Source organism: Streptomyces sp. NPDC088246, from assembly GCF_044741025.1.
In the GTDB taxonomy this organism is placed as follows: Bacteria; Actinomycetota; Actinomycetes; order Streptomycetales; family Streptomycetaceae; genus Streptomyces.
In genome coordinates this window covers 44,784-65,529 of the sequence record NZ_JBIURV010000030.1, presented here as the reverse complement: position 1 = coordinate 65,529, position 20,746 = coordinate 44,784, and the positions used below count along the sequence as shown (strand labels likewise).

The 20,746-nt window shown below is 69.6% G+C and carries 21 protein-coding genes and 1 pseudogene; 14 read left to right on the top strand and 8 right to left on the bottom strand.

Features of this window, described 5'->3' with window-relative positions:
- The first annotated feature begins 75 nt into the window (after nt 1-75).
- The 12 genes from ACIPEK_RS32845 (at nt 76) to ACIPEK_RS32790 (ending at nt 10,379) form a co-directional block, all read left to right on the top strand.
- The gene (locus tag ACIPEK_RS32845; RefSeq protein ID WP_383078336.1) at nt 76-669 is read left to right on the top strand and encodes a GNAT family N-acetyltransferase; all 594 of its coding nucleotides are present in this window, start codon (nt 76-78) and stop codon (nt 667-669) included.
- A gap of 170 nt (nt 670-839) precedes the next feature.
- The gene (locus ACIPEK_RS32840) at nt 840-923 is read left to right on the top strand and encodes a putative leader peptide (RefSeq protein WP_311203059.1); all 84 of its coding nucleotides are present in this window, start codon (nt 840-842) and stop codon (nt 921-923) included.
- A 114-nt stretch (nt 924-1,037) separates the two neighbouring features.
- Entirely contained in the window at nt 1,038-2,735 is a 1,698-nt protein-coding gene (locus ACIPEK_RS32835) for a nitrite/sulfite reductase (RefSeq protein WP_402003657.1), read from the top strand.
- Complete coding sequence (locus tag ACIPEK_RS32830) at nt 2,732-2,911, top strand: hypothetical protein (protein ID WP_093895403.1); 180 nt, start codon at nt 2,732-2,734, stop codon at nt 2,909-2,911. The genes ACIPEK_RS32835 and ACIPEK_RS32830 overlap by 4 nt, the downstream gene beginning before the upstream one ends.
- Nucleotides 2,908-3,621 carry a phosphoadenylyl-sulfate reductase gene (locus ACIPEK_RS32825; protein ID WP_402003655.1) on the top strand — a complete coding sequence of 238 codons (714 nt, stop codon included), beginning with the start codon at nt 2,908-2,910 and terminating at the stop codon, nt 3,619-3,621. Before ACIPEK_RS32830 ends, ACIPEK_RS32825 begins: the two co-directional genes overlap by 4 nt.
- Entirely contained in the window at nt 3,621-4,190 is a 570-nt protein-coding gene (gene cysC / locus ACIPEK_RS32820) for an adenylyl-sulfate kinase (protein ID WP_328886312.1), read from the top strand. Before ACIPEK_RS32825 ends, cysC begins: the two co-directional genes overlap by 1 nt.
- A complete protein-coding gene (gene cysD / locus ACIPEK_RS32815) occupies nt 4,187-5,122 on the top strand; it encodes a sulfate adenylyltransferase subunit CysD (protein WP_402003652.1) in 936 nt (311 codons plus the stop codon). The genes cysC and cysD overlap by 4 nt, the downstream gene beginning before the upstream one ends.
- Complete coding sequence (locus tag ACIPEK_RS32810; RefSeq protein WP_402003649.1) at nt 5,123-6,499, top strand: sulfate adenylyltransferase subunit 1; 1,377 nt, start codon at nt 5,123-5,125, stop codon at nt 6,497-6,499. It abuts the gene before it with no gap.
- Between the two features lie 245 nt (nt 6,500-6,744).
- Entirely contained in the window at nt 6,745-7,860 is a 1,116-nt protein-coding gene (locus ACIPEK_RS32805) for an aliphatic sulfonate ABC transporter substrate-binding protein (RefSeq protein ID WP_402003646.1), read from the top strand.
- Nucleotides 7,861-7,952: 92 nt separating this feature from the next.
- Complete coding sequence (locus ACIPEK_RS32800) at nt 7,953-8,741, top strand: ABC transporter ATP-binding protein (protein WP_402003643.1); 789 nt, start codon at nt 7,953-7,955, stop codon at nt 8,739-8,741.
- A complete protein-coding gene (locus ACIPEK_RS32795; protein ID WP_402003640.1) occupies nt 8,728-9,606 on the top strand; it encodes an ABC transporter permease in 879 nt (292 codons plus the stop codon). The genes ACIPEK_RS32800 and ACIPEK_RS32795 overlap by 14 nt, the downstream gene beginning before the upstream one ends.
- A gap of 8 nt (nt 9,607-9,614) precedes the next feature.
- Nucleotides 9,615-10,379, top strand: coding sequence for a sirohydrochlorin chelatase (locus ACIPEK_RS32790; RefSeq protein WP_402003637.1), 765 nt, complete (start codon nt 9,615-9,617; stop codon nt 10,377-10,379).
- Nucleotides 10,380-10,429: 50 nt separating this feature from the next.
- Here ACIPEK_RS32790 and ACIPEK_RS32785 read toward each other — a convergent pair whose 3' ends face one another.
- The 4 genes and pseudogenes from ACIPEK_RS32785 to ACIPEK_RS32770 form a co-directional block, all read right to left on the bottom strand.
- The gene (locus tag ACIPEK_RS32785; RefSeq protein WP_402003634.1) at nt 10,430-13,051 is read right to left on the bottom strand and encodes a right-handed parallel beta-helix repeat-containing protein; all 2,622 of its coding nucleotides are present in this window, start codon (nt 13,049-13,051) and stop codon (nt 10,430-10,432) included.
- Nucleotides 13,052-13,206: 155 nt separating this feature from the next.
- Nucleotides 13,207-13,839: a DsbA family protein gene (locus tag ACIPEK_RS32780; protein WP_383078359.1), complete on the bottom strand. Its 633-nt coding sequence runs from the start codon at nt 13,837-13,839 to the stop codon at nt 13,207-13,209.
- 68 nt (nt 13,840-13,907) lie between these two features.
- The gene (locus ACIPEK_RS32775) at nt 13,908-14,492 is read right to left on the bottom strand and encodes a TIGR03086 family metal-binding protein (protein WP_402003717.1); all 585 of its coding nucleotides are present in this window, start codon (nt 14,490-14,492) and stop codon (nt 13,908-13,910) included.
- A gap of 75 nt (nt 14,493-14,567) precedes the next feature.
- Nucleotides 14,568-14,828 (bottom strand): annotated as a pseudogene (locus ACIPEK_RS32770) (ketopantoate reductase family protein); the annotation flags it as partial.
- A 198-nt stretch (nt 14,829-15,026) separates the two neighbouring features.
- Between ACIPEK_RS32770 and ACIPEK_RS32765 the strand changes: the two are divergent.
- Both ACIPEK_RS32765 and ACIPEK_RS32760 read left to right on the top strand, forming a co-directional pair.
- On the top strand, nt 15,027-15,887 hold the full coding sequence (locus tag ACIPEK_RS32765) for an aldo/keto reductase (protein ID WP_402003714.1): 861 nt from the start codon (nt 15,027-15,029) through the stop codon (nt 15,885-15,887).
- A gap of 83 nt (nt 15,888-15,970) precedes the next feature.
- Nucleotides 15,971-16,756, top strand: a complete 786-nt coding sequence (locus ACIPEK_RS32760; protein ID WP_402003711.1) for an ABC transporter ATP-binding protein — start codon at nt 15,971-15,973, stop codon at nt 16,754-16,756.
- 6 nt (nt 16,757-16,762) lie between these two features.
- Here the strand turns inward: ACIPEK_RS32760 and ACIPEK_RS32755 are convergent, their stop codons facing one another.
- The 4 genes from ACIPEK_RS32755 to mgt all read right to left on the bottom strand — a co-directional run bounded on the left by ACIPEK_RS32755 (nt 16,763) and on the right by mgt (nt 20,735).
- Nucleotides 16,763-17,158: a DUF4440 domain-containing protein gene (locus ACIPEK_RS32755; protein WP_402003631.1), complete on the bottom strand. Its 396-nt coding sequence runs from the start codon at nt 17,156-17,158 to the stop codon at nt 16,763-16,765.
- Nucleotides 17,155-17,730 (bottom strand): DUF1697 domain-containing protein, encoded by a 576-nt coding sequence (locus ACIPEK_RS32750; protein WP_402003628.1) that lies wholly within the window; start codon nt 17,728-17,730, stop codon nt 17,155-17,157. Before ACIPEK_RS32750 ends, ACIPEK_RS32755 begins: the two co-directional genes overlap by 4 nt.
- Before the next feature lie 122 nt (nt 17,731-17,852).
- Nucleotides 17,853-19,055, bottom strand: coding sequence for a S8 family peptidase (locus ACIPEK_RS32745; RefSeq protein WP_402003625.1), 1,203 nt, complete (start codon nt 19,053-19,055; stop codon nt 17,853-17,855).
- A 447-nt stretch (nt 19,056-19,502) separates the two neighbouring features.
- Nucleotides 19,503-20,735: a macrolide-inactivating glycosyltransferase gene (gene mgt / locus ACIPEK_RS32740; protein WP_402003622.1), complete on the bottom strand. Its 1,233-nt coding sequence runs from the start codon at nt 20,733-20,735 to the stop codon at nt 19,503-19,505.
- Nucleotides 20,736-20,746 lie beyond the last annotated feature (11 nt).

The window sequence follows — 20,746 nt, the reverse complement described above, 5'->3', positions numbered from 1 at the left end:
CTTGCCGGCGGTCCCGCTGTCCGAGCCGCGGGACCGGCTTGGGCCCTGGCCGCGCGGCATGGTTCCCTGGCAGCCATGAACAACCCCGCGCACACCGCTGCGACCACCGCCGAGGTGACCATCTGGTCCCTGGAACAGACCTCCCCCGACGATCTGCGCCCCGCCGCGGTCCCGGAGGGCGACGTGCGGATCGTGCGGTCCGAGGTCCCGCTGCCCGAGTTCAGCCGGTTCCTGTACACGGCGGTCGGCGGCGACATCCAGTGGACGGACCGGCTCACGATGACGTACGCCGAGTGGCAGGAGGCCCTGGACCGGCCCGCGGCGGAGACCTGGGTGGCGTACGAGAACGGCACCCCGGCCGGATACATCGAGCTGGACCCGCAGGACGAAGGCGTGGTCGAGATCATGTACTTCGGGCTGATACCGGCCTTCCGGGGGCGTCGGATAGGCGGCCATCTGCTCTCGCACGGCGTCGCCCGCGCCTGGGACCTGGCGGAACGCTGGCCGGAGCGGACACCGACGAAGCGGGTGTGGCTGCACACCTGTTCCAAGGACGGCCCGCACGCCATGGACAACTATCTGCGGCGCGGCTTCAAGCTGTTCGACACGAAGGTGGAGCTGGAGCCCGAGGCGGCGACGCCGGGGCCGTGGCCGGGGGCGGCGCGGTAGCGCGCGGACAGCGGCTCCCGGCGACAGGCAGGGAGATTGCGGCCATTACGGACGGCCCGATCCGGGCGGGTCGAGTGATGGGCACCACACCGTCTCGCATCACGGGACACTCTCGTCCGCATCATGGATAGTGGTGGACTGGCCCGAGATGCGCGTGACAGGCTTCCGTCATGTCTGGAACTGGAATTGCCTTGGTGAGTCGACGCCACGTCGACCTCGGCCGCGTGTCCAGCGCCATCTGTCCGGCGAGCTGAGAGTCCCAGCACCGCCGCGATCCTCTTTTCTCTGCATACCCTGCGCACCGCCGCGCCTCAGCGCGAGTGTGCAGTTCAGAGCCGCCCTCCTGCAGTCCCGAAGGACGTACCGTCATGGCCGCTACCCCGGAACAGCCTGCGACCACCACACCCCGCCGCAAGGCCGGACGCCACCGTGGCGAAGGCCAGTGGGCCGTGGGGCACCACACTCCGCTCAACGGCAATGAGCAGTTCAAGAAGGACGACGACGGTCTCAATGTGCGGACACGCATTGAGACGATCTACTCCAAGCGCGGTTTCGACTCGATCGACCCCAACGACCTCCGTGGACGCATGCGCTGGTGGGGCCTCTACACCCAGCGCAAGCCCGGGATCGACGGCGGCAAGACCGCGATCCTGGAGCCCGAGGAGCTGGACGACACGTACTTCATGCTGCGGGTCCGGATCGACGGCGGCCGGCTGACCACCGAGCAGCTGCGGGTCATCGGCGAGATCTCGCAGGAGTACGCGCGCGGCACCGCAGACATCACCGACCGGCAGAACATCCAGCTGCACTGGATCCGCATCGAGGACGTCCCGGCGATCTGGGAGAAGCTGGAGGCCGTCGGGCTCTCCACCACCGAGGCATGCGGCGACTGCCCCCGCGTGATCATCGGCTCCCCGGTGGCCGGGATCGCCGCCGACGAGATCATCGACGGGACGCCGGCGGTCGACGAGATCCACGAGCGCTACATCGGCAACAAGGAATTCTCGAACCTGCCGCGCAAGTTCAAGACCGCGGTCTCCGGCTCGCCGGTGCAGGACGTGGTGCACGAGATCAACGACATCGCGTTCGTCGGCGTCGTCCACCCCGAGCACGGCCCGGGCTTCGACGTCTGGGTCGGTGGCGGGCTCTCCACCAACCCTCGTCTCGCCGAGCGGCTGGGCGCCTGGGTGCCTCTCCAGGAGGTGCCGGACGTCTGGGCCGGGGTCGTCGGCATCTTCCGTGACTACGGGTACCGCCGGCTGCGCACCCGCGCCCGCCTGAAGTTCCTGATGGCCGACTGGGGCCCGGCGAAGTTCCGCCAGGTACTGGAGGACGAGTACCTGAAGCGTCCGCTCATCGACGGGCCCGCACCCGCGGAGCCCAGCAGCCGCTGGCGCGACCACATCGGCGTCCACCAGCAGAAGGACGGCCGGTTCTACCTCGGCTTCGCACCCCGGGTCGGCCGTGTGGACGGCTCCACCCTGGCCAAGATCGCCGACCTGGCGGCCGCCCACGGCTCGGACCGGCTGCGCACCACCGTCGAGCAGAAGATGCTCATCCTCGATGTGGAGCAGGACCAGGTGGACTCCCTGGTCGCCGGCCTCGAAGCGCTCGACTTCCAGGTGAAGCCCTCTCCGTTCCGGCGGGGCACGATGGCCTGCACCGGCATCGAGTTCTGCAAGCTGGCGATCGTCGAGACGAAGGCGCGCGGCGCCTCGCTGATCGACGAACTGGAGCGCCGCCTGCCGGAGTTCGACGAGCCGCTCACCATCAACATCAACGGCTGCCCCAACGCCTGCGCCCGCATCCAGACCGCGGACATCGGCCTCAAGGGGCAGCTCGTCCTGGACGCCGACGGCAACCAGGTCGAGGGCTACCAGGTGCACCTGGGCGGTGCCCTCGGCCTGGAGGCCGGGTTCGGCAGGAAGGTCCGTGGCCTGAAGGTCACTTCGGCCGAACTGCCCGACTATGTCGAGCGGGTCCTGGGCCGCTTCCAGGAGGAACGTGAGGACGGCGAGCGGTTCGCGACCTGGGCGGCGCGTGCCAGTGCGGAGTCGCTGTCATGAGCGAACGCGCCGCCCCGTTCTACTGCCCTTACTGCGGTGACGAGGACCTGCGCCCGCACGAGACCGGACACGGCGCCTGGGAATGCGCCTCCTGCAACCGCGCGTTCCAGCTGAAGTTCCTGGGTCTGCTGACCCGGGGGCTGCAGCGTAACGACGTTGAACGGGACGGGATATGACAGGCGCTCAGGCGGAAGAACGCACCGTCGAGGAGCTGAAGGAACTGGCCGGGCGGGCAGTCCGGGAGCTGGAGGCCGCCTCCGCGCCGGAGATCCTCCAATGGGCCGCCGACACCTTCGGCAGGAAGTTCTGTGTCACCTCGTCCATGGAGGACGCCGTCGTCGCCCACCTCGCCTCGCGCGCCTTTCCGGGTGTGGACGTGGTCTTCCTCGACACCGGCTACCACTTCCCCGAGACGATCGGCACCCGCGACGCGGTCGAGGCCGTGATGGACGTCAACGTCATCACGCTGACTCCGCGCCGGTCCGTGGCCGAGCAGGACACCGAGTACGGACCGAAGCTGCACGACCGCGACCCGGACCTGTGCTGCAAGTTGCGGAAGGTCAAGCCCCTTGAGGAGGGCCTGACTTCGTACGCGGCCTGGGCAACCGGGCTGCGCCGCGACGAGTCCCCCACCCGGGCGAACACCCCGGTCGTCGGCTGGGACGAGAAGCGGCAGAAGGTGAAGATCTCGCCGATCGCCCGCTGGACGCAGGACGACGTCGACGCGTACGTGGCCGAGCACGGCGTTCTCACCAACCCGCTGCTGATGGACGGATACGCCTCCGTGGGCTGCGCGCCCTGCACCCGCCGGGTGCTGGAGGGCGAGGACGCACGTGCCGGACGCTGGGCCGGCCGGGGCAAGACCGAGTGCGGGCTGCACGGCTGATGACGACTGATCAGGAGACTTCGATGAGCGTGACGGAGACGGGAGCCACCATCTGGCTGACCGGTCTGCCGAGCGCGGGCAAGACCACCATCGCGTACGAACTCGCCGGGCGGCTGCGCGGCGAGGGCCACCGCGTGGAAGTGCTCGACGGCGACGAGATCCGGGAGTTCCTCTCCGCGGGTCTCGGCTTCTCCCGCGAGGACCGCCACACCAACGTCCAGCGGATCGGCTTCGTCGCCGAGCTGCTGGCAGCCAACGGCGTGAAGGTGCTGGTCCCGGTCATCGCCCCGTACGCGGACAGCCGGGACGCGGTACGCAAGCGGCACCGGGCCGAGGGCACCGCGTATCTGGAGGTGCATGTCGCGACTCCGGTCGAGGTGTGCTCCGTACGCGATGTGAAGGGCCTCTACGCCAAGCAGGCAGCCGGCGAGATCAGCGGGCTCACCGGGGTCGACGACCCGTACGAGGCGCCCGAGTCGCCGGATCTGCGGATCGAGTCGCACCGGCAGACCGTGCAGGAGTCCGCGGCGGAGCTGTATGCGCTGCTGAGCGAGAGGGGGGCGGCGTGACGACCGTCGCGACCGTGTCGGAAGGCACCGGCAATCCGTACGCACTCAGCCACCTGGACTCCCTGGAGTCCGAGGCCGTACACATCTTCCGCGAGGTGGCGGGCGAGTTCGAGCGGCCGGTGATCCTGTTCTCCGGCGGCAAGGACTCCATCGTGATGCTGCATCTGGCGCTCAAGGCGTTCGCGCCCGCGCCGGTGCCGTTCACGCTGCTGCACGTGGACACCGGGCACAACTTCCCCGAGGTGCTGGAGTACCGCGACCGGACGGTGGCCCGGCACGGGCTGCGGCTCCATGTCGCCTCCGTGCAGGAGTACATCGACGCCGGAAAGCTCCGCGAACGCCCGGACGGCACCCGTAACCCGCTGCAGACCGTGCCGCTGACCGAGGCGATCCAGCAGCACCGCTTCGACGCCGTGTTCGGCGGCGGGCGCCGTGACGAGGAGAAGGCGCGCGCCAAGGAGCGGGTCTTCTCGCTGCGCGACGAGTTCTCCCAGTGGGATCCGCGCCGCCAGCGCCCCGAGCTGTGGCAGCTGTACAACGGCCGGCACGCCCCCGGTGAGCACGTCCGGGTCTTCCCGATCTCCAACTGGACCGAGCTGGACGTCTGGCAGTACATCGCCCGGGAGGGAATCGAGCTTCCGGAGATCTACTTCGCCCATGAGCGCGAGGTCTTCAACCGCTCCGGCATGTGGCTGACCGCGGGCGACTGGGGCGGCCCCAAGGAGGGCGAGCGGGTCGAGACCCGGCAGGTGCGCTACCGCACGGTCGGCGACATGTCGTGCACCGGCGCCGTCGACTCGGATGCGACGACGCTGGACGCCGTGATCACCGAGATCGCCGCCTCCCGGCTCACCGAGCGGGGTGCGACGCGTGCCGACGACAAGATGTCCGAGGCCGCGATGGAAGACCGTAAGCGCGAGGGGTACTTCTAAATGACCACACTCACCCAGCACACGGAGCAGTTGTCGGCCACCACCCTGCTGCGGTTCGCCACCGCGGGGTCCGTCGACGACGGCAAGTCCACCCTCGTGGGACGTCTTCTGCACGACTCCAAGTCGGTCCTCACCGACCAGCTGGAGGCCGTCGAGCACGCCTCGCGCAGCCGGGGCCAGGAGACGCCCGACCTGGCGCTGCTGACCGACGGGCTGCGGGCCGAGCGCGAGCAGGGCATCACCATCGATGTCGCCTACCGCTACTTCGCGACGCCGCGACGCCGGTTCATCCTGGCCGACACCCCGGGGCATGTGCAGTACACCCGGAACATGGTGACGGGGGCCTCGACGGCCGAGCTGGCCGTCGTCCTGGTCGACGCCCGCAACGGTGTCGTCGAGCAGACCCGCCGCCATGCCGCGGTCGCCGCGCTGCTGCGGGTGCCGCATGTGGTACTGGCCGTCAACAAGATGGACCTGGTCGATTACGCGGAGCCCGTGTTCGCCGCCATCGCCGAGGAGTTCACCGCGTACGCCGCATCCCTCGGCGTCCCGGGCTGGGGGTCTGGGGGGGACCCCCAGGAAAACTGGTGTACCGCGATCCCGATCTCCGCGCTGGCCGGTGACAACGTCGTGGAACCGTCCGCGCACATGGACTGGTACGGCGGCCCGACGGTCCTGGAACACCTGGAGACGGTGCCGGTCAGCCATGACCTCACCGCCTGCCACGCCCGCTTCCCCGTCCAGTACGTCATCCGGCCGCAGACCGCCGAGCACCCGGACTACCGGGGCTACGCGGGCCAGATCGCGGCCGGTGCCTTCCGCGTGGGCGAGGCCGTCACCGTCCTGCCCTCGGGCCGTACGTCGACGGTCACCGCGATCGACGCGCTCGGCGAGAGCGTCGATATCGCCTGGGCGCCCCAGTCGGTGACGATCCGGCTGGCCGACGACATCGACATCTCGCGCGGTGATCTGATCGCCCCGGCCGACGACGCACCGGCGGTCACCAGGGACGTCGAGGCGACCGTCTGCCATGTCGCGGACCAGCCGCTCACGGTGGGCCGGCGGGTGCTGCTCAAGCACACCACCCGCACGGTCAAGGCGATCGTCAAGGACATCCCCTCGCGCCTCACGCTGGACGATCTCTCCCAGCACCCGGCGCCCGGCCGGCTCGTCGCCAATGACATCGGCCGGGTCGTCGTCCGCACCGCGGAGCCGCTGGCACTCGACGCGTACGCGGACTCCCGGCGCACCGGTTCCTTCCTCCTGATCGACCCGGCGGACGGCACCACGCTGACGGCCGGCATGGCCGGTGCCTCGTTCGCCGCCGTGGCCGAGCCCGAGTCCGCGGCCACCGACGACGCCGAATGGGACTTCTGATGAGTATCGACATCTACTCCACTTTCGCGAAGGAGGGCGGCCGCGTCGGCAGCGGCGCCCTCGGCAGCGGCCAGGGCGGGGTCGCGCGATGTGCGCGATGACGTACGCGCACTGCCTGCGCGCCCGCTTGCACCAACCGCACCGCCTGCACTGCCGGTTCAGACGAAGACCTGCCGACTTCCCGGCCGCGTCCCCATAGTTTCCGGGGGGACGCGATCACCGGGCCGACGAGAGGATGACCTCCCGTGCCTGCCCCCCGTACCACGCTCCGCCGCAGCCTCGCCGCTGCCGCCGCCCTGCCGCTGCTCGCCGTGGCGCTCACCGCCTGCGGCTACGGCTCCGAGGCTAAGGACGACGACTCCAGGAAGTCGGACGTCGCCGCCGACGCGAAGAAGCTCTCCACCGACACCGTGCGGATCGGCTACTTCCCCAATCTCACGCACGCCACCGCGCTGGTCGGCGACCAGGAGGGGCTCTTCCAGAAGGAACTCGGCGGCACCCGGCTCAAGACCTCGCAGTTCAACGCGGGTCCTTCCGAGATCGAGGCGCTCAACGCCGGCTCGATCGACATCGGCTTCATCGGCCCGTCGCCCTCCATCAACGGTTTCACCAAGTCCAAGGGCAAGAACCTGCGGATCATCGGCGGCTCCGCCTCCGGCGGGGTGAAGCTGGTCGTGAACCCGAAGAGGATCAAGACCCTGGACGACCTCAAGGGCAAGAAGATCGCCACCCCGCAGCTCGGCAACACGCAGGACGTGGCCTTCCTCAACTGGATCTCCGAGAAGGGCTGGAAGGCCGACGCCCAGAGCGGCAAGGGCGACGTCTCGGTGGTCCGTACGGACAACAAGGTGACGCCGGATGCCTACAAGTCCGGTTCCATCGACGGCGCCTGGGTCCCCGAGCCCACCGCGTCCAAGCTGGTCGCCGAGGGTGCCGAGGAACTGCTCGACGAGTCGACGCTGTGGCCGGACAACAAGTTCGTGATCACGAACATCATCGTGTCGCAGAAGTTCCTGAGCGAGCACCCGGATGTCGTCGAGGCGGTGCTGCGCGGTTCGGTGAAGACCAACGCGTGGATCAACGCCAACCCGGACAAGGCGAAGGCCTCCGCCAACGCCGCGCTCGCGAAGCTGACCGGCAAGGCGCTGCCCGCCGAGGTCCTCGACCCGGCGTGGAAGTCGATCCAGATCACCGATGACCCGCTGGCCGCCACGCTGAACGCGCAGGCCGAGCACGCGGTGAAGGCCGGTCTGCTGGAGAAGCCGGACCTGACCGGCATCTACGACCTGAAGCCGCTGAACAAGGTCCTGAAAGCCGCGGGCAAGCCCGAGGTCGCCGATGCCGGTCTCGGCGTCAAGTAGGACCGACCGTCACACGGGGGCGACGCCTCCTCATTTGCCGGCCGGTCCAAACCGCCCGAACCCGAACCCAGGATTCCCAGGAGGTGACGACCATGGCGACCACCCTCACCAAGGCCGAGGACCGTACAGCGGTCGGGCACGCCGCCCGTATCGCACATGTCTCCAAGTCCTTCGGCGGACCGGAGGGGCAGCAGCCCGTCCTGGACGACATCACGCTCGATGTCGCACCGGGCGAGTTCGTCACCCTCCTGGGAGCCTCCGGATGCGGGAAGTCGACGCTGCTCAATCTGGTGGCCGGACTCGACCGCCCGACCGCGGGGTCCATCGAGACCCCCGGCGGGCGGCCGGCCCTGATGTTCCAGGAGCACGCCCTGTTCCCGTGGCTGACCGCGGGCAAGAACATCGAACTCGCGCTGCGGCTGCGCGGCGTACCCAGGTCGGAGCGCCGCACGGAGGCGGAGCGGCTGCTGGAACTCGTACGGCTGGGCGGGGCGTACGGCAAGCGTGTGCATGAACTCTCGGGCGGGATGCGGCAGCGGGTGGCAATGGCCCGCGCCCTCGCCCAGGACAGTCAACTGCTGCTGATGGACGAGCCGTTCGCCGCGCTCGACGCCATCACCCGGGATGTGCTGCACGACGAGCTGACCCGGATCTGGCGCGAGACGAACGTCTCGGTCCTCTTCGTCACACACAATGTGCGCGAGGCGGTGCGGCTCGCCGAGCGCGTCGTCCTGCTGTCGTCCCGCCCCGGCAGGATCGCCCGTGAGTGGACGGTCGACATCGAGCAGCCGCGCCGTATCGAGGACAGCGCGGTCGCGGAGCTGTCCGTCGAGATCACCGAACAACTGCGTGGGGAGATCCGCCGTCATGGCCAGCACTGACACGAAGCCCGACGATCTGGCCGGTCTGGAGGCCGGGCTCGACGCGCTGGACGCCGTGCAGGTGCGCCGCACCCCGGTGCGCGAGGTGCTGCTGCGCAAGGTGCTGCCGCCGGTGCTTGCGGTGGCGCTGGTGGTCTTCGTCTGGCAGCTGCTCGTCGAGGCCCAGGTCACCGACGACTACAAGCTGCCCTCACCGGCCGCGGTGTGGCACAGCGCGTTGGACATGTGGCTGCAGGGGACACTGCTGGAGGTCGTCTGGACCAGCATCTCGCGCGGTCTGCTCGGCTTCCTGCTGGCTGTGGCCATCGGTACGCCGCTGGGTCTGCTGGTCGCCCGGGTGACGTTCGTACGGGCCGCGATCGGCCCGATCCTGTCCGGGCTGCAGTCCCTGCCGTCGGTCGCCTGGGTGGCACCGGCCGTGATCTGGCTCGGGCTGAACGACAAGATGATGTACGCCGTGATCCTGCTGGGCGCCGTCCCCTCGGTCGCCAACGGGCTGGTCTCCGGCGTCGACCAGGTGCCGCCGCTCTTCCTGAGGGCGGGCCGTACGCTCGGCGCGACCGGGCTGCGCGGGACCTGGCACATCGTGCTGCCGGCCGCGCTGCCCGGCTATCTGGCCGGTCTCAAGCAGGGCTGGGCGTTCTCCTGGCGCTCACTGATGGCCGCCGAGATCATCGCGTCCTCCCCCGATCTCGGCCTGGGGCTCGGTCAGTTGCTGGAGAACGGCCGCAACAACGCGGACATGCCCGGCATCTTCCTCGCCATCATCCTGATTCTGTTCGTGGGCATCGCGATCGACCTGCTGATCTTCAGTCCGCTGGAGCGGTGGGTGCTGCGCAGCCGCGGTCTCCTCGTCAAGAACTGAGCCACGCCATGTCCGCCCCGGTCCTCCTCGTCATCGCCCACGGCAGCCGCGACCCGCGGCATGCGGCGACCGTGCACGCGCTCACCGCGCGGGTTCGGTCGCTGCGGCCGGGGCTGCGCGTGGAGACCGGTTTCCTGGATTTCAACGCGCCGTCGATCCCGAGGGTGTTGGAGCGGCTGGCCGCAGAAGACGCGGGGGACGTCATCGCGCTCCCCCTGCTGCTCACCCGGGCCTTCCACGCCAAGTCCGACATCCCCACGGTGCTGCACGAGGCCCGGGCCGGACTGCCTCGGCTGCGCATCCGGCAGGCAGAGGTGCTCGGCCCGTCACCCCTGCTGAATTCGGCACTGGAACGGCGGCTGTACGAGGCCGGGGTCCGTCCCGGTGACCGAAGCTCGACCGGGCTCGTCCTGGCCTCGGCGGGCTCCACAGACCCGGAGGCGATCGCAGTGATCGCTGAAATCGCGCGGGAGCTGCGGCACACCGGTTGGTGCGCCGTGCGGCCTGCGTTCGCCTCCGCTGCATCTCCCGCGGGTTTCCCCCGCACCGTGGACGCGGTACAGGCCCTGCGGGCCGAGGGCGTGCGGCGGGTGGCGGTGGCCCCTTACGTCATCGCACCCGGCCGGCTCCCGGACCGTATCGCCGCGGGCGCCCGGGAGGCGGGGGCGGATGTACTGGCCGACGTGCTGGGCTCTTCAGCGGAGTTGGCACAGCTGCTGCTCCGCCGCTATCACGAGGCGTGCCTGCCGCGCCTGGCGGCACTCACCGCCTGACCGGCCCGAAGTGGGCGCCGCGGGATGCCCGGCGCCCACTCGGAGTCCGTCTAACCGGCCTTGGTCGTCGCCGTGACCGTGGCTGCCGGACCGGCCCCCGCTGCGGTGACAGCGGCAACCGTGACGGTGTAGCCGGTACTGGGGGTCAGCCCGCCGATCACCCGGAACATGCCCTTGCCCGAGGGCTGGCCGACCAGGGCGTCCCGCCCGGTGACCTCGATGGTCCGGCCGTCGGAGAGCGTCAGCCGGTAGCCGATCACCTTGGCGTCACCCATCTTCACGGGCGGGGTCCACGCCACGGTCGCGGCGTGGGCCGCAGTGCGCAGCTTCGGCCCGGTGGGGGCGTCGGCCGGCACCGTGGCCGCCGTAGGCAGGAGCGGAGCGGAGGCGAGGGACGGGGCACTCGCGCCCTGCGCGTTGGCAGCGGTGACGATGACGGTGAAAGGTCCGCCGTCCTCGGGGAGTCCGCCGATCCGGATGTAGGCCAGCCGCTTGTAGTCGGCGGCCGATGCGGTCGACGCAGCCACCTCCGTCCCATCCAGGCGCAGGGCATGCGCGGTGTAACTGAGAACTGCCGAACCACCCTCTACGAAGCTGGGGTTGAAGGTGGTGTACAGGGCGCCGGCCCCCGCAGTGCTGGTACCGACCCGTGACGGCGCCTCGGGTACGGAGAGCGCCCCGGTCCTGCGCGTGAGAATCCCCCGGTACGCGGGCTCCACCCCGGCGTTGTCGACAATCGCGGCGGGCACGTCGGCGAGGGAGGTCATGATGCGGTTGCCGGTGGTCACCAGCCCCTTGTTGTCGCCGTCGCTCGTGCCCTCCTCCCACCAGTTGTCCTTGATGAGCGTCGGGTCGTTGTTGCCGAGCGCGTCGCGGTAGTCGGTGTGGCGGCTGGCGACATTGGCGTACGAGGCTCCGTACAGCACATTGCCCTCGACGGTCTCGTAGGTGCAGCCGTTGTCGGTGTAGACGCTCTTGCCCAGGCCCCACTGGTCGTGGATGACATTGCCGGTGACCTTCTCACCGTCGGCGAGCGATGTGCCGGTCATGCCCTGGGTGTAGATGCCACCACCATCGTCGAACATCTGCATGTAGTCGAAGATGAGGTTGTCGCTCACGACGTTGTCATGGCTGGGGTTGGGCGTCGCCGGTGAGCCGATCTTGTCGGGCCAGCCTCCCCAGCCCATGGATATCGCGCTGTAACCGAGATGGTCGAGCTGGTTGTGCGCGATGGTGTTGTGCTGGGTGTAGCCGTTGAGGATGCCGACCGCTCCGTGATACTCGCGGGGCAGTCCATAGAGATGGTTGTTCGTCACTTCCACGCCACTGGCGGCCGTTTGACCGTCCACACCGCCGATCTCCAGACCGTTGCCCGAGATGTCGGTGAAGATGCTGCCACTGACCCGGGTGTCGGCCGTACCGGCCCCGAGTTCGAGTCCGGCTGCGCCCAGATGCGTGAACACGCTGTCGCTGAATTCGATGCGCTTGCCGTACGTGAAGGAGACATTGCCCGGCATCTTGGTCCAGGAGGCGAACGGGCAGGTGCCGCCTTCGACGAACCCGCACAATCCTTGAGTGGCCCAGCCGGTGGGTCCGGTAATGGTGTAGCCGGCCTGGATCTCGGAGAAGCCCTCGGGCCGCGACGGGGTCAGCCAGGTCGCATAGCTGAACTGCAGCCCGCGGAAGACGACATCGTGGACGGGTGCCGCGGCGGTGCCACGGCCGTCGAGGAGTTTCTCGGCCGAGGCCGCCTCGACGTCCGCACGGCGCAGGTCCTCGCCCTTGCGCGGCAGGTAGTAGACGGTGCGGGCCGAGCGGTCGAGGTACCACTCGCCCGGCTGGTCCAGGAGCTCATAGGCGTTCTCGATGTACGAGGCCTTGCCGCCGTTGGTGAGACGGCCGGGGCCGACCATGGAGACGGTGCGGCCCGGAATGTCGGGAAACTCCACACGCTTGTTGGAGTTGTCCCAGCACGGCTGGACCATGGTGAGGGTGGTGCCCTCGGCCTCGGCGATCCGGCAGCGCGGTTCGGTCCACTGGCCGAGGCCGTTGCGTTCGACGTTCCAGAGCTCCTCGCCGCTCGAGTAGACGAATTCGGCGTCGGACGGATGGCGCCAGTTCGCGAGGGTGTCCGCGGTTGTGGTGTACCCGGTGGGTGTGACCGTCAGCCCGACGGGCACCTCGCCCCGTGCGCGCTGGGCGCGCACTCCGTCGATGTACAACTGCCGGGTGTCGGTGAGACCTTGGGGCGCAGGGGCCGAGTAGAGCCCGGGACGCCCATGGACCGGCTTCCAGCCTTCGACCTTGCGGCCGCCACTGATGACCGTGGATCCGGTCCCCTGCCAGATGATCCTGTGGCCGTCGCGGCCGGAGTCCCGGGCGTCGAGGACGAGCGGCTTCTCCGTCCGGTACGTACCGGAGGCGAGGTGGACGGTGAGGTCGCCGTCTGCATGCGCGGCCCTCGCGCGCGCCAGATCACGCGCACGCTGAAGGGTCTTGACGGGGTGTCGGGCGACGCCCTGCGCGTGGTCGTCACCCATGGGGGACACATACACATCCGCAGGGTGCGCGTGGGCCGAGTCGGCTCCGGCCGCGGTCAGGCTGCCGGGAACGCCGAGCGCCAGGACCGCGGAGAGAGCCGCGACAAGCGCGGCTCGTCGGGGTACGAGCATCTTCCCTCCTTGGGATCAGTCTCGTCAGGCACGAGAAAGGTAGGAGGGTTGACGTGGATCGGTCAACGCTTGTTGCAGGATTCCCGCCCCTTGCCCTCACTTTCACAAGAATCATCGGATCAATGGCTGTACGTGCCCGGTACAGAAGGTCGCAGTCAGCCGAAGTCGAGGCTGCCCGTGCGGGTCCGCTTGAGTTCGAAGAGGTCCGGATTCGCGGCAAGTACCCGGAAGCTGTCGAAGACCCGCGCCGCCTCCTCGCCACGCGGTACGGCCCGCAGGACCGGCCCGAACCAGACCGAGCCGTCGACATGGATCGTGGGCGTACCGACGTAGGCGTCCGCCTCCGGATCCTTGCCGGCGTCGTGGCTGCGCCGCAGGGCCTCGTCGTACGTCTCACCGTGCGCGGCGGCACCCAGTGCGGCGGGCAGACCGAGCTCCGCGAGGGATTCGGCGATCACTTCGTCGAAGTCCTCGTTCTTCTGCTGGTGGATGCGGCTGCCCATCGCGGTGTAGAGATCGCGGAGCACAGCATCACCGCGGTCGGCGGCTGCCGCGACCGCGACCCGCACCGGACCGATCGACTTGTCGACCAGTTCCCGGTACCAGTCGGGGAGTTCATTGCCGATGTTGTGCAGGTAGAGGCTCATGACGTGGAAGCGGAGCTCGATGTCGCGCTGCTGCTCCACCTCCAGCATCCAGCGGGAGGTGATCCAGGCGAACGGGCAGGCCGGGTCGAAGTAGAAATCGACGGCGGTCCTGCCCGTGTCCGGGGTGCGGTGAGTGGTCATGCGTCGAGCCTAGCCACCTATTGGCTTACTGGCCCGGGCCATTCACCGTCCGGTCAACTGGGCCACTTTCAGGCCCTGGTCCAGTGCGGGTCGCGGCCGCTGTGGGCCAGCGCCCGTTCGAACGCCGACGCCGATGCGGGCACCGTCACCTCGTCGGCGAAGCCGTCGTACTGCCGGTAGAGCGCGGCGGTACCGTCGACGACATCGAGGACATAGGCGGCCGCCGCGTCGGAGAGCCGGACGTCCGCTCCGACGGCGCGGGCCACGTCCCAGGTGTGCAGGGCCGTCTCCTCGATGAGCATCGCGGCGATCTCGGAGGCCGGAGAGGTCGAACCCCCGAGGTCGATCTCGCCCTCCCAGACCGCCGGATCCGACCAGGCGGCGACGGCGCGATCCAGTTGCGCCGCGTACTTCTGCGCCCAGTCGGCGTCGGCGGTGAAGTCACGGGTGGTGAGCTCGTCGGGGAGGTCCTTGCGCAGGGCGCGGTGCTCCAGGCCGTGGGAGGTGTACAGCACCCAGTGGTTGATGAGTCCGCGCAGGTCCCAGTCGCCGCAGGGTGTGGTGGGTACGTCGAGCTGTTCGGCACTGATGGAGCGGGCGATACGGGCCGCCTCTGCAGCGCATTCGGTCATATGAGCGTGCTCGTTCTTCATAAGCCCTACGCTAGGACGGGTCCCTGCCGCCGGTATTGAAGAAAGGCGACGGCGGCCCGGACCCGCGCTTCGGAAGGCGGCTTCGACGTGTGCGACAAGTTCGGCCACGGACATCGAGCCGGGATCCCGGCGCTTGAGCGCGAACATGTTCGCGGTGCGCCGCAGGACGTCATTGACCGGAGCGGGTACGCCGTGGAGCCTGCCGAGCAGCACGATCTCGCCGTCGAGGCAGTCGGCCTCGATCGTGCCCGTGCCCCGGCTGAGGCTCTGCCAGGACGAACCGGCGCCACGCGGGCACCCGTCGAACGGCTCGAAGCGGATCCTGCCGGCCCTGGCGATCGTGGCCCGCCTCGGCCGGCCGTCCCCCGATGACGCCGCCGACGGCACCCGCCCCGACGATGATGTAACGCATCCCAGCCCCCCGTTCCGCAGCCTCACAGGTGAGAACGCCGATCCCCGAAGAGTGGGCAACACCTCGGTACAGGACGAGAAGTCGTGGCGTCGATTGCCACTAGTGTTCCCGTTATGTCTTCCATGCCACCCCCTCTCGATGATGTGTTCCTGCTCGGCGGCGAGCTGCCCGTACGCCGTCTCGGCTACGGCACCGCCCAGCTGACCGGCCCCGGATACTGGGGGCCGCGCGGGGAGCGGCAGGACGCCGTGGCCGTGCTGCGGGCGGCCGTCGAGCAGGGTGTCACGCTCATCGACACCGCCGACAATTACGGCCCCGGGCTGGCCGAGGAGCTGGTGGCCGAGGCCCTTCACCCGTACCGCGAGGATCTGGTGATCGCGACCAAGGGCGGTGTGGTGCGCACAAGCGGCAGTGCCTGGCACATCGCGGGCCGTCCCGAGCAGTTGCGGGCGATGTGCGAGGCCAGTCTGCGGCGGCTGCGGACCGACCGGATCGACCTCTACCAGTTGCACCGGCTGGACCCGGACGTACCCATGGCCGACCAGCTGGGCACCCTGGATGCGCTGCGGCAGGAGGGTAAGATCCGGTACATCGGTCTGGACACCCTCACCGCCGACCAGCTGGAGCAGGCTCTCTCCCTGACCGGGATCGCCTCGGTGCAGAACCGCTTCAATCTCCTCGACCGTTCGTCGGACGCGGTGCTGAAGGTGTGCGAGACCCACCACCTGGCTTTTCTGCCCTGGTTCCCACTGGCCAACGGTGCTCTGACCGGCGAGGCGGCTGCGGCGCTCGCCGGTGCCGCCGATCGGCACGGTGCCACCCGTGGGCAGATCGCCCTCGCCTGGCTGCTGCACCGCTCCCCTGCGCTGTGCCCGACTCCGGGCACCGGTTCGCCCGTCCATCTGGCGGAGAACCTGGGGGCGCGGGAGATCCGGCTGTCCGCCGAGGACATGAGCTGCCTGGAGGCGCTCGCACCCGTATGAAGGAGTACCCGCGCGTGACCACACGTACCACCGCCGCTGTTCCCGCCCCGGCCGGTGCTTCCGGTTCCCCCGCCGCCGTCCCGGTGATCCGGGCCGAGGGTGTCTCGCTCGTCCGGGAGGGCAATGTCCTGCTCGACTCGGTCTCCCTGACCGTACGCAGCGGTGAGCACTGGGCCCTGCTCGGTGCGAACGGGGCGGGAAAGAGCACGCTGCTGGGGCTGCTCGGCGCGGTCAACCACCCCACCAGGGGCTCGGTCGAGGTGCTGGGGCGAACCCTCGGGCGGGTCGATCTGCGGGAGCTCCGGTCGCTGCTCGGTCATGTCGATCCCCGCCATCCGCTGCGTTCGCCGCTGTCGGTGCACGAGGTGGTGCTGACCGGTCTGACCAACTCGGTCGAGCCGGTGCCGCGCTGGTCCGCGAGCCAGGAACAGCGGGCACAGGCGGATCGGCTCCTGAAGACGCTCGGCATGGGCGGCAGGACCCGGTCGCGCTGGCCCGCGCTCTCACAGGGTGAGCGCGGCCGTACGCTCATCGCCCGCGCCCTGATGCCGCAACCGAGGCTGCTACTGCTCGACGAGCCGGCCACGGGGCTCGATCTTGCCGCCCGTGAGCAGTTGCTCGACAGTCTGGACACGCTGCGAGAGGAACATCCGGGGCTGGCGACGGTCCTGGTCACACACCATCTGGAGGAGCTGCCCGCCTCGACCACGCATGCGATGCTGCTGCAGGGCGGCCGGTGTGTGGCATCGGGCCGGGCCGACGAGGTACTGACCACCGATCAGGTCAGCGACTGCTTCGGACATCCGGTGCGGATCTCCCGTACGGACGGCCGGTGGACGGCGCGGGCGCAGCGCGTCACCCGTCGCTGAACGGGTTCATCCGTCGGCGTCCGGACCGGCGTTCGCGATGTCGCCGAACGGCGTGGCCTGGTGGAAGTAGAGCACCCAGCCCGTGCCGGTCAGTCGCCACAGCGAACTTCGGTGGGCGAGGTGGCCCTTCGTCTCGGTGTCGTAGGTGAGGTGGACGCATTCGTCGTCCAGCTGGACTCCGCACATCCGGGATGCGGTGAGCGGGCCGGGGCGCGGGGCGTTCTCGGCGGTGAGCGAGGCGATCATCGTGGCACGGTCCCAGACCCGGCCTGCGGAATCGATCTCGCGGTACTCGGGGTGCAGCACCTGGGAGAGGAGCTCGGCACAGGCGCGTACCACCGGGTCGAGGAGGCGGAGCTCGCCCTCCACCGCTGCGGCCACGCCGGGGGACGGTTCGCTCACGTGCGGGCTCCCTCGTTCGCGGTACCCGTCGGCGCGGTCATCTCCACCAGCTTGACCACGGTGTTCCAGTTGCGCGAGGTGGCGATGACGCCTTTGGTGAGGGACGGCCGGGAGAGGGCATCGGCGAGTCTGGAACGGCCCAGTCCGTCGGGGGCGTAGAGGTAGAGCGCGCGGTCGCCGAGCCGGAACTCCTCGGGGAGGAAGGCCGCCGGGTCGACCCCGGCGAAGCGGTCGGCGTCGACCGGCTGCCCGTAGTAGGTGATGTGCAGCTGCTTTCCTTCGAGTTCGGCGGCCGGGAACGGGCAGGCCGCGGCAACTGCCGCGAGGTAGGCGCCGTCCCGGACCAGGCAGGGGACGGGGAAGCCGAACCGCTTCTCGATGGCCCGCTCCAACTCGGCGGCGAGTGCGTTCTCGTCGTCCGACGCGCTGCTGAAGACGGCGTTGCCGCTCTGCAGGTGGGTACGGACGTCCCCGTGGCCGATTTCGGTGAGCAGCGTGCGGAGTTCGGCCATCGGAACCTTCTTGTGGCCGCTCACATTGATCCCGCGCAACAGCGCCGCGTACATCGTCATGCGCACACCATAGGACGATCCGTCCACGCAGTGCGGCCGCCGCGCCCCGTGGGGGAAGGCGCGGCGGCCGCCGATTGCGTCGCGCCGGGCGTCTGCCGCCCGGTCACGGCTGCGGGGGTCGGTTACTCAACGACCTTCAGCAGCTTGTTCGGTGTGCCCTCGGTCGCGTTGGAGATCGCGTCGGGGGTGGCTCCTCCGGTCAGCGCCGCGGCGACCTCCGCCGGGGTGGCGTCCGGGTGTCCGGAGAGGAGGACGGCGGCGGCACCGACGACGTGCGGGGTCGCCATGGACGTGCCGGAGATGGTGTTGGAGCCGTCGTCGCTGTCGTTCCAGGACGAGGTGATGCCGGATCCGGGGGCGTAGATGTCCACGATCGAGCCGTAGTTGGAGAACGACGACTGCTCGTCGTCCACCGTGGACGAGGCGACCGTGATGGCCTCCGGGACGCGGGCCGGGGAGCTCTCGCTCGCGTCGGCCGAGTCGTTTCCGGCGGCCACCGCGAAGGTGACCCCGGAGGCGATGGCCTTCTGGACCGCGGCGTCGAGCGCCTCGTCCGCGCCGCCGCCGAGGCTCATGTTGGCGACCGAGGGGCCCTCGTGGTTGGCCGTGACCCAGTCGATGCCCGCGACGACCTGCTCGGTGGTGCCCGAGCCGGAGTCGTCGAGGACCCGGACGGCGACGATCTTCGCCTTCTTGGCGACCCCGTAGGTCGCACCGGCAATGGTGCCCGCAACGTGGGTGCCGTGGCCGTTGCCGTCGTCGGCGCTGTCGTCGTTGTCGACGGCGTCGTAGCCCGAGGCGGCCCGGCCCTCGAACTCGTTGTGCGTGGTACGGACACCGGTGTCGATGACGTATGCGGTGACGCCCTCGCCCGCGCTGTCCGGGTAGGTGTACGCGTTGTCGCCGGCCGTCTCGGTCTGGTCGATGCGGTCCAGCCCCCAGGACGGCGGGTTGTCCTGGGTGGCGTCGATGTGGAACTTCTTGTTCTGGACGACCTTGGAGACGGCCGGGTCGGCCGCCAGACGCTTGGCCTCGGTCGGTGAAAGGCCGCTGGCGGAGAAGCCGTTGATGGCGGAGTTGTAGTTCCGCTCGAGCTTGCCGCCGTACTCCTTGGCGAGCTTCGCCTTGTCGGCCTTCTGGTCCAGCATCACGATGTAGCTGCCCGGGACGGCGGTCGCCGCGTCGGCACCGTAGACGGTGCCCATCGCGGGAGCCGGTGCGGCTCCGGCGAGGGAGGTGCCCAGCAGGGTGACTCCGGCCGCCGCGGCCACTGCGGTTATCGCCGCGGTCAGCTTGATCCGACGTGCGCGCTTGTGAATTGCCATGAAGAGGGGTCTCCTCGTCATTCTTTGTGGGGGGATTGACCCCCGGCCGGGAGATCTCCGGGGGTTGGCTCGAAACCCTCGCCGATTGACGCGCTCAGATCAAGACCTTCATGCGGCTGTGACTTACTCAACAAGGTTTCGCAATAAGACCGACCGGCAAATGGGGGGTGGGAGCGGGGCTGGGTGCGTGCAGCTGCAAGGCGGAGGAGGGAAGCAACGCGGAGCCGCAGATGTGCGTGCCCAGCCCCGCGACGCCGCCCCCCATGTGCCGGTCGGTCCAAGAAACCGGCCAGCTGCAGCCAAGTCGGGCACAGTCGAGGCAGCATCCGTCACACGTACGGGGCTTGCCGCTCCCGCAGCAGCGACCCGCGCACTTCGCAAGAGGGAAGGCGGACCCCGCCGGCGCACCCGGGTGGGCGAGGAGACGACTTGATTCCGCCCCATCCGTCAGGCGGGCAGTTCGGCCTCGATGAGGTCGGCCGCCCCCTTCGTGCCGCCCTCCCCCGCCATCCGCTCCCGCACGGCTGCGGCCCTCTTCGCCACCTCGGGGTCACGCACCAGGCCGAGCACGGCCGCCCGCAGCGACTCGGGGGTCACCTCCGCCATCGGGAGATGGCGGGCGACGCCGAGCGCCTGGAGCATGTCGGCGTTGCCGAACTGGTCGACGGCCTGCGGCACGGCAACCATCGGGGTGGCGGTGGCGAGCCCCTCCTGACTGCCTCCGGCGCCCGCATGGGTGATGAAAGCGTCCGCCTGCTTCAGCACCGAGAGCTGCGGCACCCAGGAATGCACCTCCACATTGGCCGGTACGTCGCCGAGTTCGGCGGCGTCGACCCAGGCGCCGATCTGGAGCACGACGTGCCAGCCGGGCAGAGAGCCGAAGGCCGTGACGCAGTCGCGGTAGAAACCGGGCTGGTTGGTGAAGGCCGAGCCGAGCGAGACCAGCAGCACCGTCTCGGCACCCTCGGGGCGCTGCCACTCCCCCTGGTCCGCGCGGTCGCCCTGGCAGGCACCCACGAATGTGTGGACCGCCCTGTCGACGCGGTCGGCGTTCGGCTGGAGCACCTCGGGGATCAGGACGACCGACCGCGGCGGCCGGCCGACGAACGGGTCCGGGTGCTCGTCGATCCCGTTCGCGGTGAGCCAGTCCTGGAAGCGCCGGTAGTACGCCCGCCCGCGCTCGGACCGCTTCAGCTCGGCGGTCATCGGCTCGCCGACCTCCTCCTCGTATCCGTCCCAGGCGACCAGGTTGGGCGAGAGGGAGACGGCGGGCACACCCCAGCGATGGGCGAGGACCCGCGCCGGGTAGGAGGTGATGTCGTGCAGGACGAGGTCGGGCTCGTCCCCGTCGAAGGCCTTGATGAGTTGAGGCAGGGCCTGGACGGCGTCGTCGAGGAAGGGTTCGAGGTTGTCGATGAGTTCGGTGCCCCAGGCGTCCGGGGCCTCTTCGGTCGGCAGCACCGAGGTGTAGAGCACCGGTTCGGCGCCGGTGGCGGCGACCTTCTCGGCGAACGAGGCCGGGATGGCGTAACTGACGCGGTGCCCACGGGCGACGAGCTCCCGGATGACTTCCAGGCTCGGGTTCACGTGCCCGTGGGCGGCGATGGAGAACATGGCGATATGGGCGCGCTCGGTATCCGTCATGCCCTCACCGTAGGCGAGACGAGACGTCTCGTGCATTTGGTTTTCGG

Coding starts and splice junctions, on each gene's coding strand:
- ACIPEK_RS32845 (WP_383078336.1), top strand. CDS start 76: ATGAACAACCCCGCGCACACCGCTGCGACCACCGCCGAGGTGACCATC.
- ACIPEK_RS32840 (WP_311203059.1), top strand. CDS start 840: ATGTCTGGAACTGGAATTGCCTTGGTGAGTCGACGCCACGTCGACCTC.
- ACIPEK_RS32835 (WP_402003657.1), top strand. CDS start 1,038: ATGGCCGCTACCCCGGAACAGCCTGCGACCACCACACCCCGCCGCAAG.
- ACIPEK_RS32830 (WP_093895403.1), top strand. CDS start 2,732: ATGAGCGAACGCGCCGCCCCGTTCTACTGCCCTTACTGCGGTGACGAG.
- ACIPEK_RS32825 (WP_402003655.1), top strand. CDS start 2,908: ATGACAGGCGCTCAGGCGGAAGAACGCACCGTCGAGGAGCTGAAGGAA.
- cysC (WP_328886312.1), top strand. CDS start 3,621: ATGACGACTGATCAGGAGACTTCGATGAGCGTGACGGAGACGGGAGCC.
- ACIPEK_RS32810 (WP_402003649.1), top strand. CDS start 5,123: ATGACCACACTCACCCAGCACACGGAGCAGTTGTCGGCCACCACCCTG.
- ACIPEK_RS32800 (WP_402003643.1), top strand. CDS start 7,953: ATGGCGACCACCCTCACCAAGGCCGAGGACCGTACAGCGGTCGGGCAC.
- ACIPEK_RS32795 (WP_402003640.1), top strand. CDS start 8,728: ATGGCCAGCACTGACACGAAGCCCGACGATCTGGCCGGTCTGGAGGCC.
- ACIPEK_RS32790 (WP_402003637.1), top strand. CDS start 9,615: ATGTCCGCCCCGGTCCTCCTCGTCATCGCCCACGGCAGCCGCGACCCG.
- ACIPEK_RS32785 (WP_402003634.1), bottom strand. CDS start 13,051: ATGCTCGTACCCCGACGAGCCGCGCTTGTCGCGGCTCTCTCCGCGGTC.
- ACIPEK_RS32780 (WP_383078359.1), bottom strand. CDS start 13,839: ATGACCACTCACCGCACCCCGGACACGGGCAGGACCGCCGTCGATTTC.
- ACIPEK_RS32775 (WP_402003717.1), bottom strand. CDS start 14,492: ATGAAGAACGAGCACGCTCATATGACCGAATGCGCTGCAGAGGCGGCC.
- ACIPEK_RS32765 (WP_402003714.1), top strand. CDS start 15,027: ATGCCACCCCCTCTCGATGATGTGTTCCTGCTCGGCGGCGAGCTGCCC.
- ACIPEK_RS32750 (WP_402003628.1), bottom strand. CDS start 17,730: ATGACGATGTACGCGGCGCTGTTGCGCGGGATCAATGTGAGCGGCCAC.
- ACIPEK_RS32745 (WP_402003625.1), bottom strand. CDS start 19,055: ATGGCAATTCACAAGCGCGCACGTCGGATCAAGCTGACCGCGGCGATA.
- mgt (WP_402003622.1), bottom strand. CDS start 20,735: ATGCACGAGACGTCTCGTCTCGCCTACGGTGAGGGCATGACGGATACC.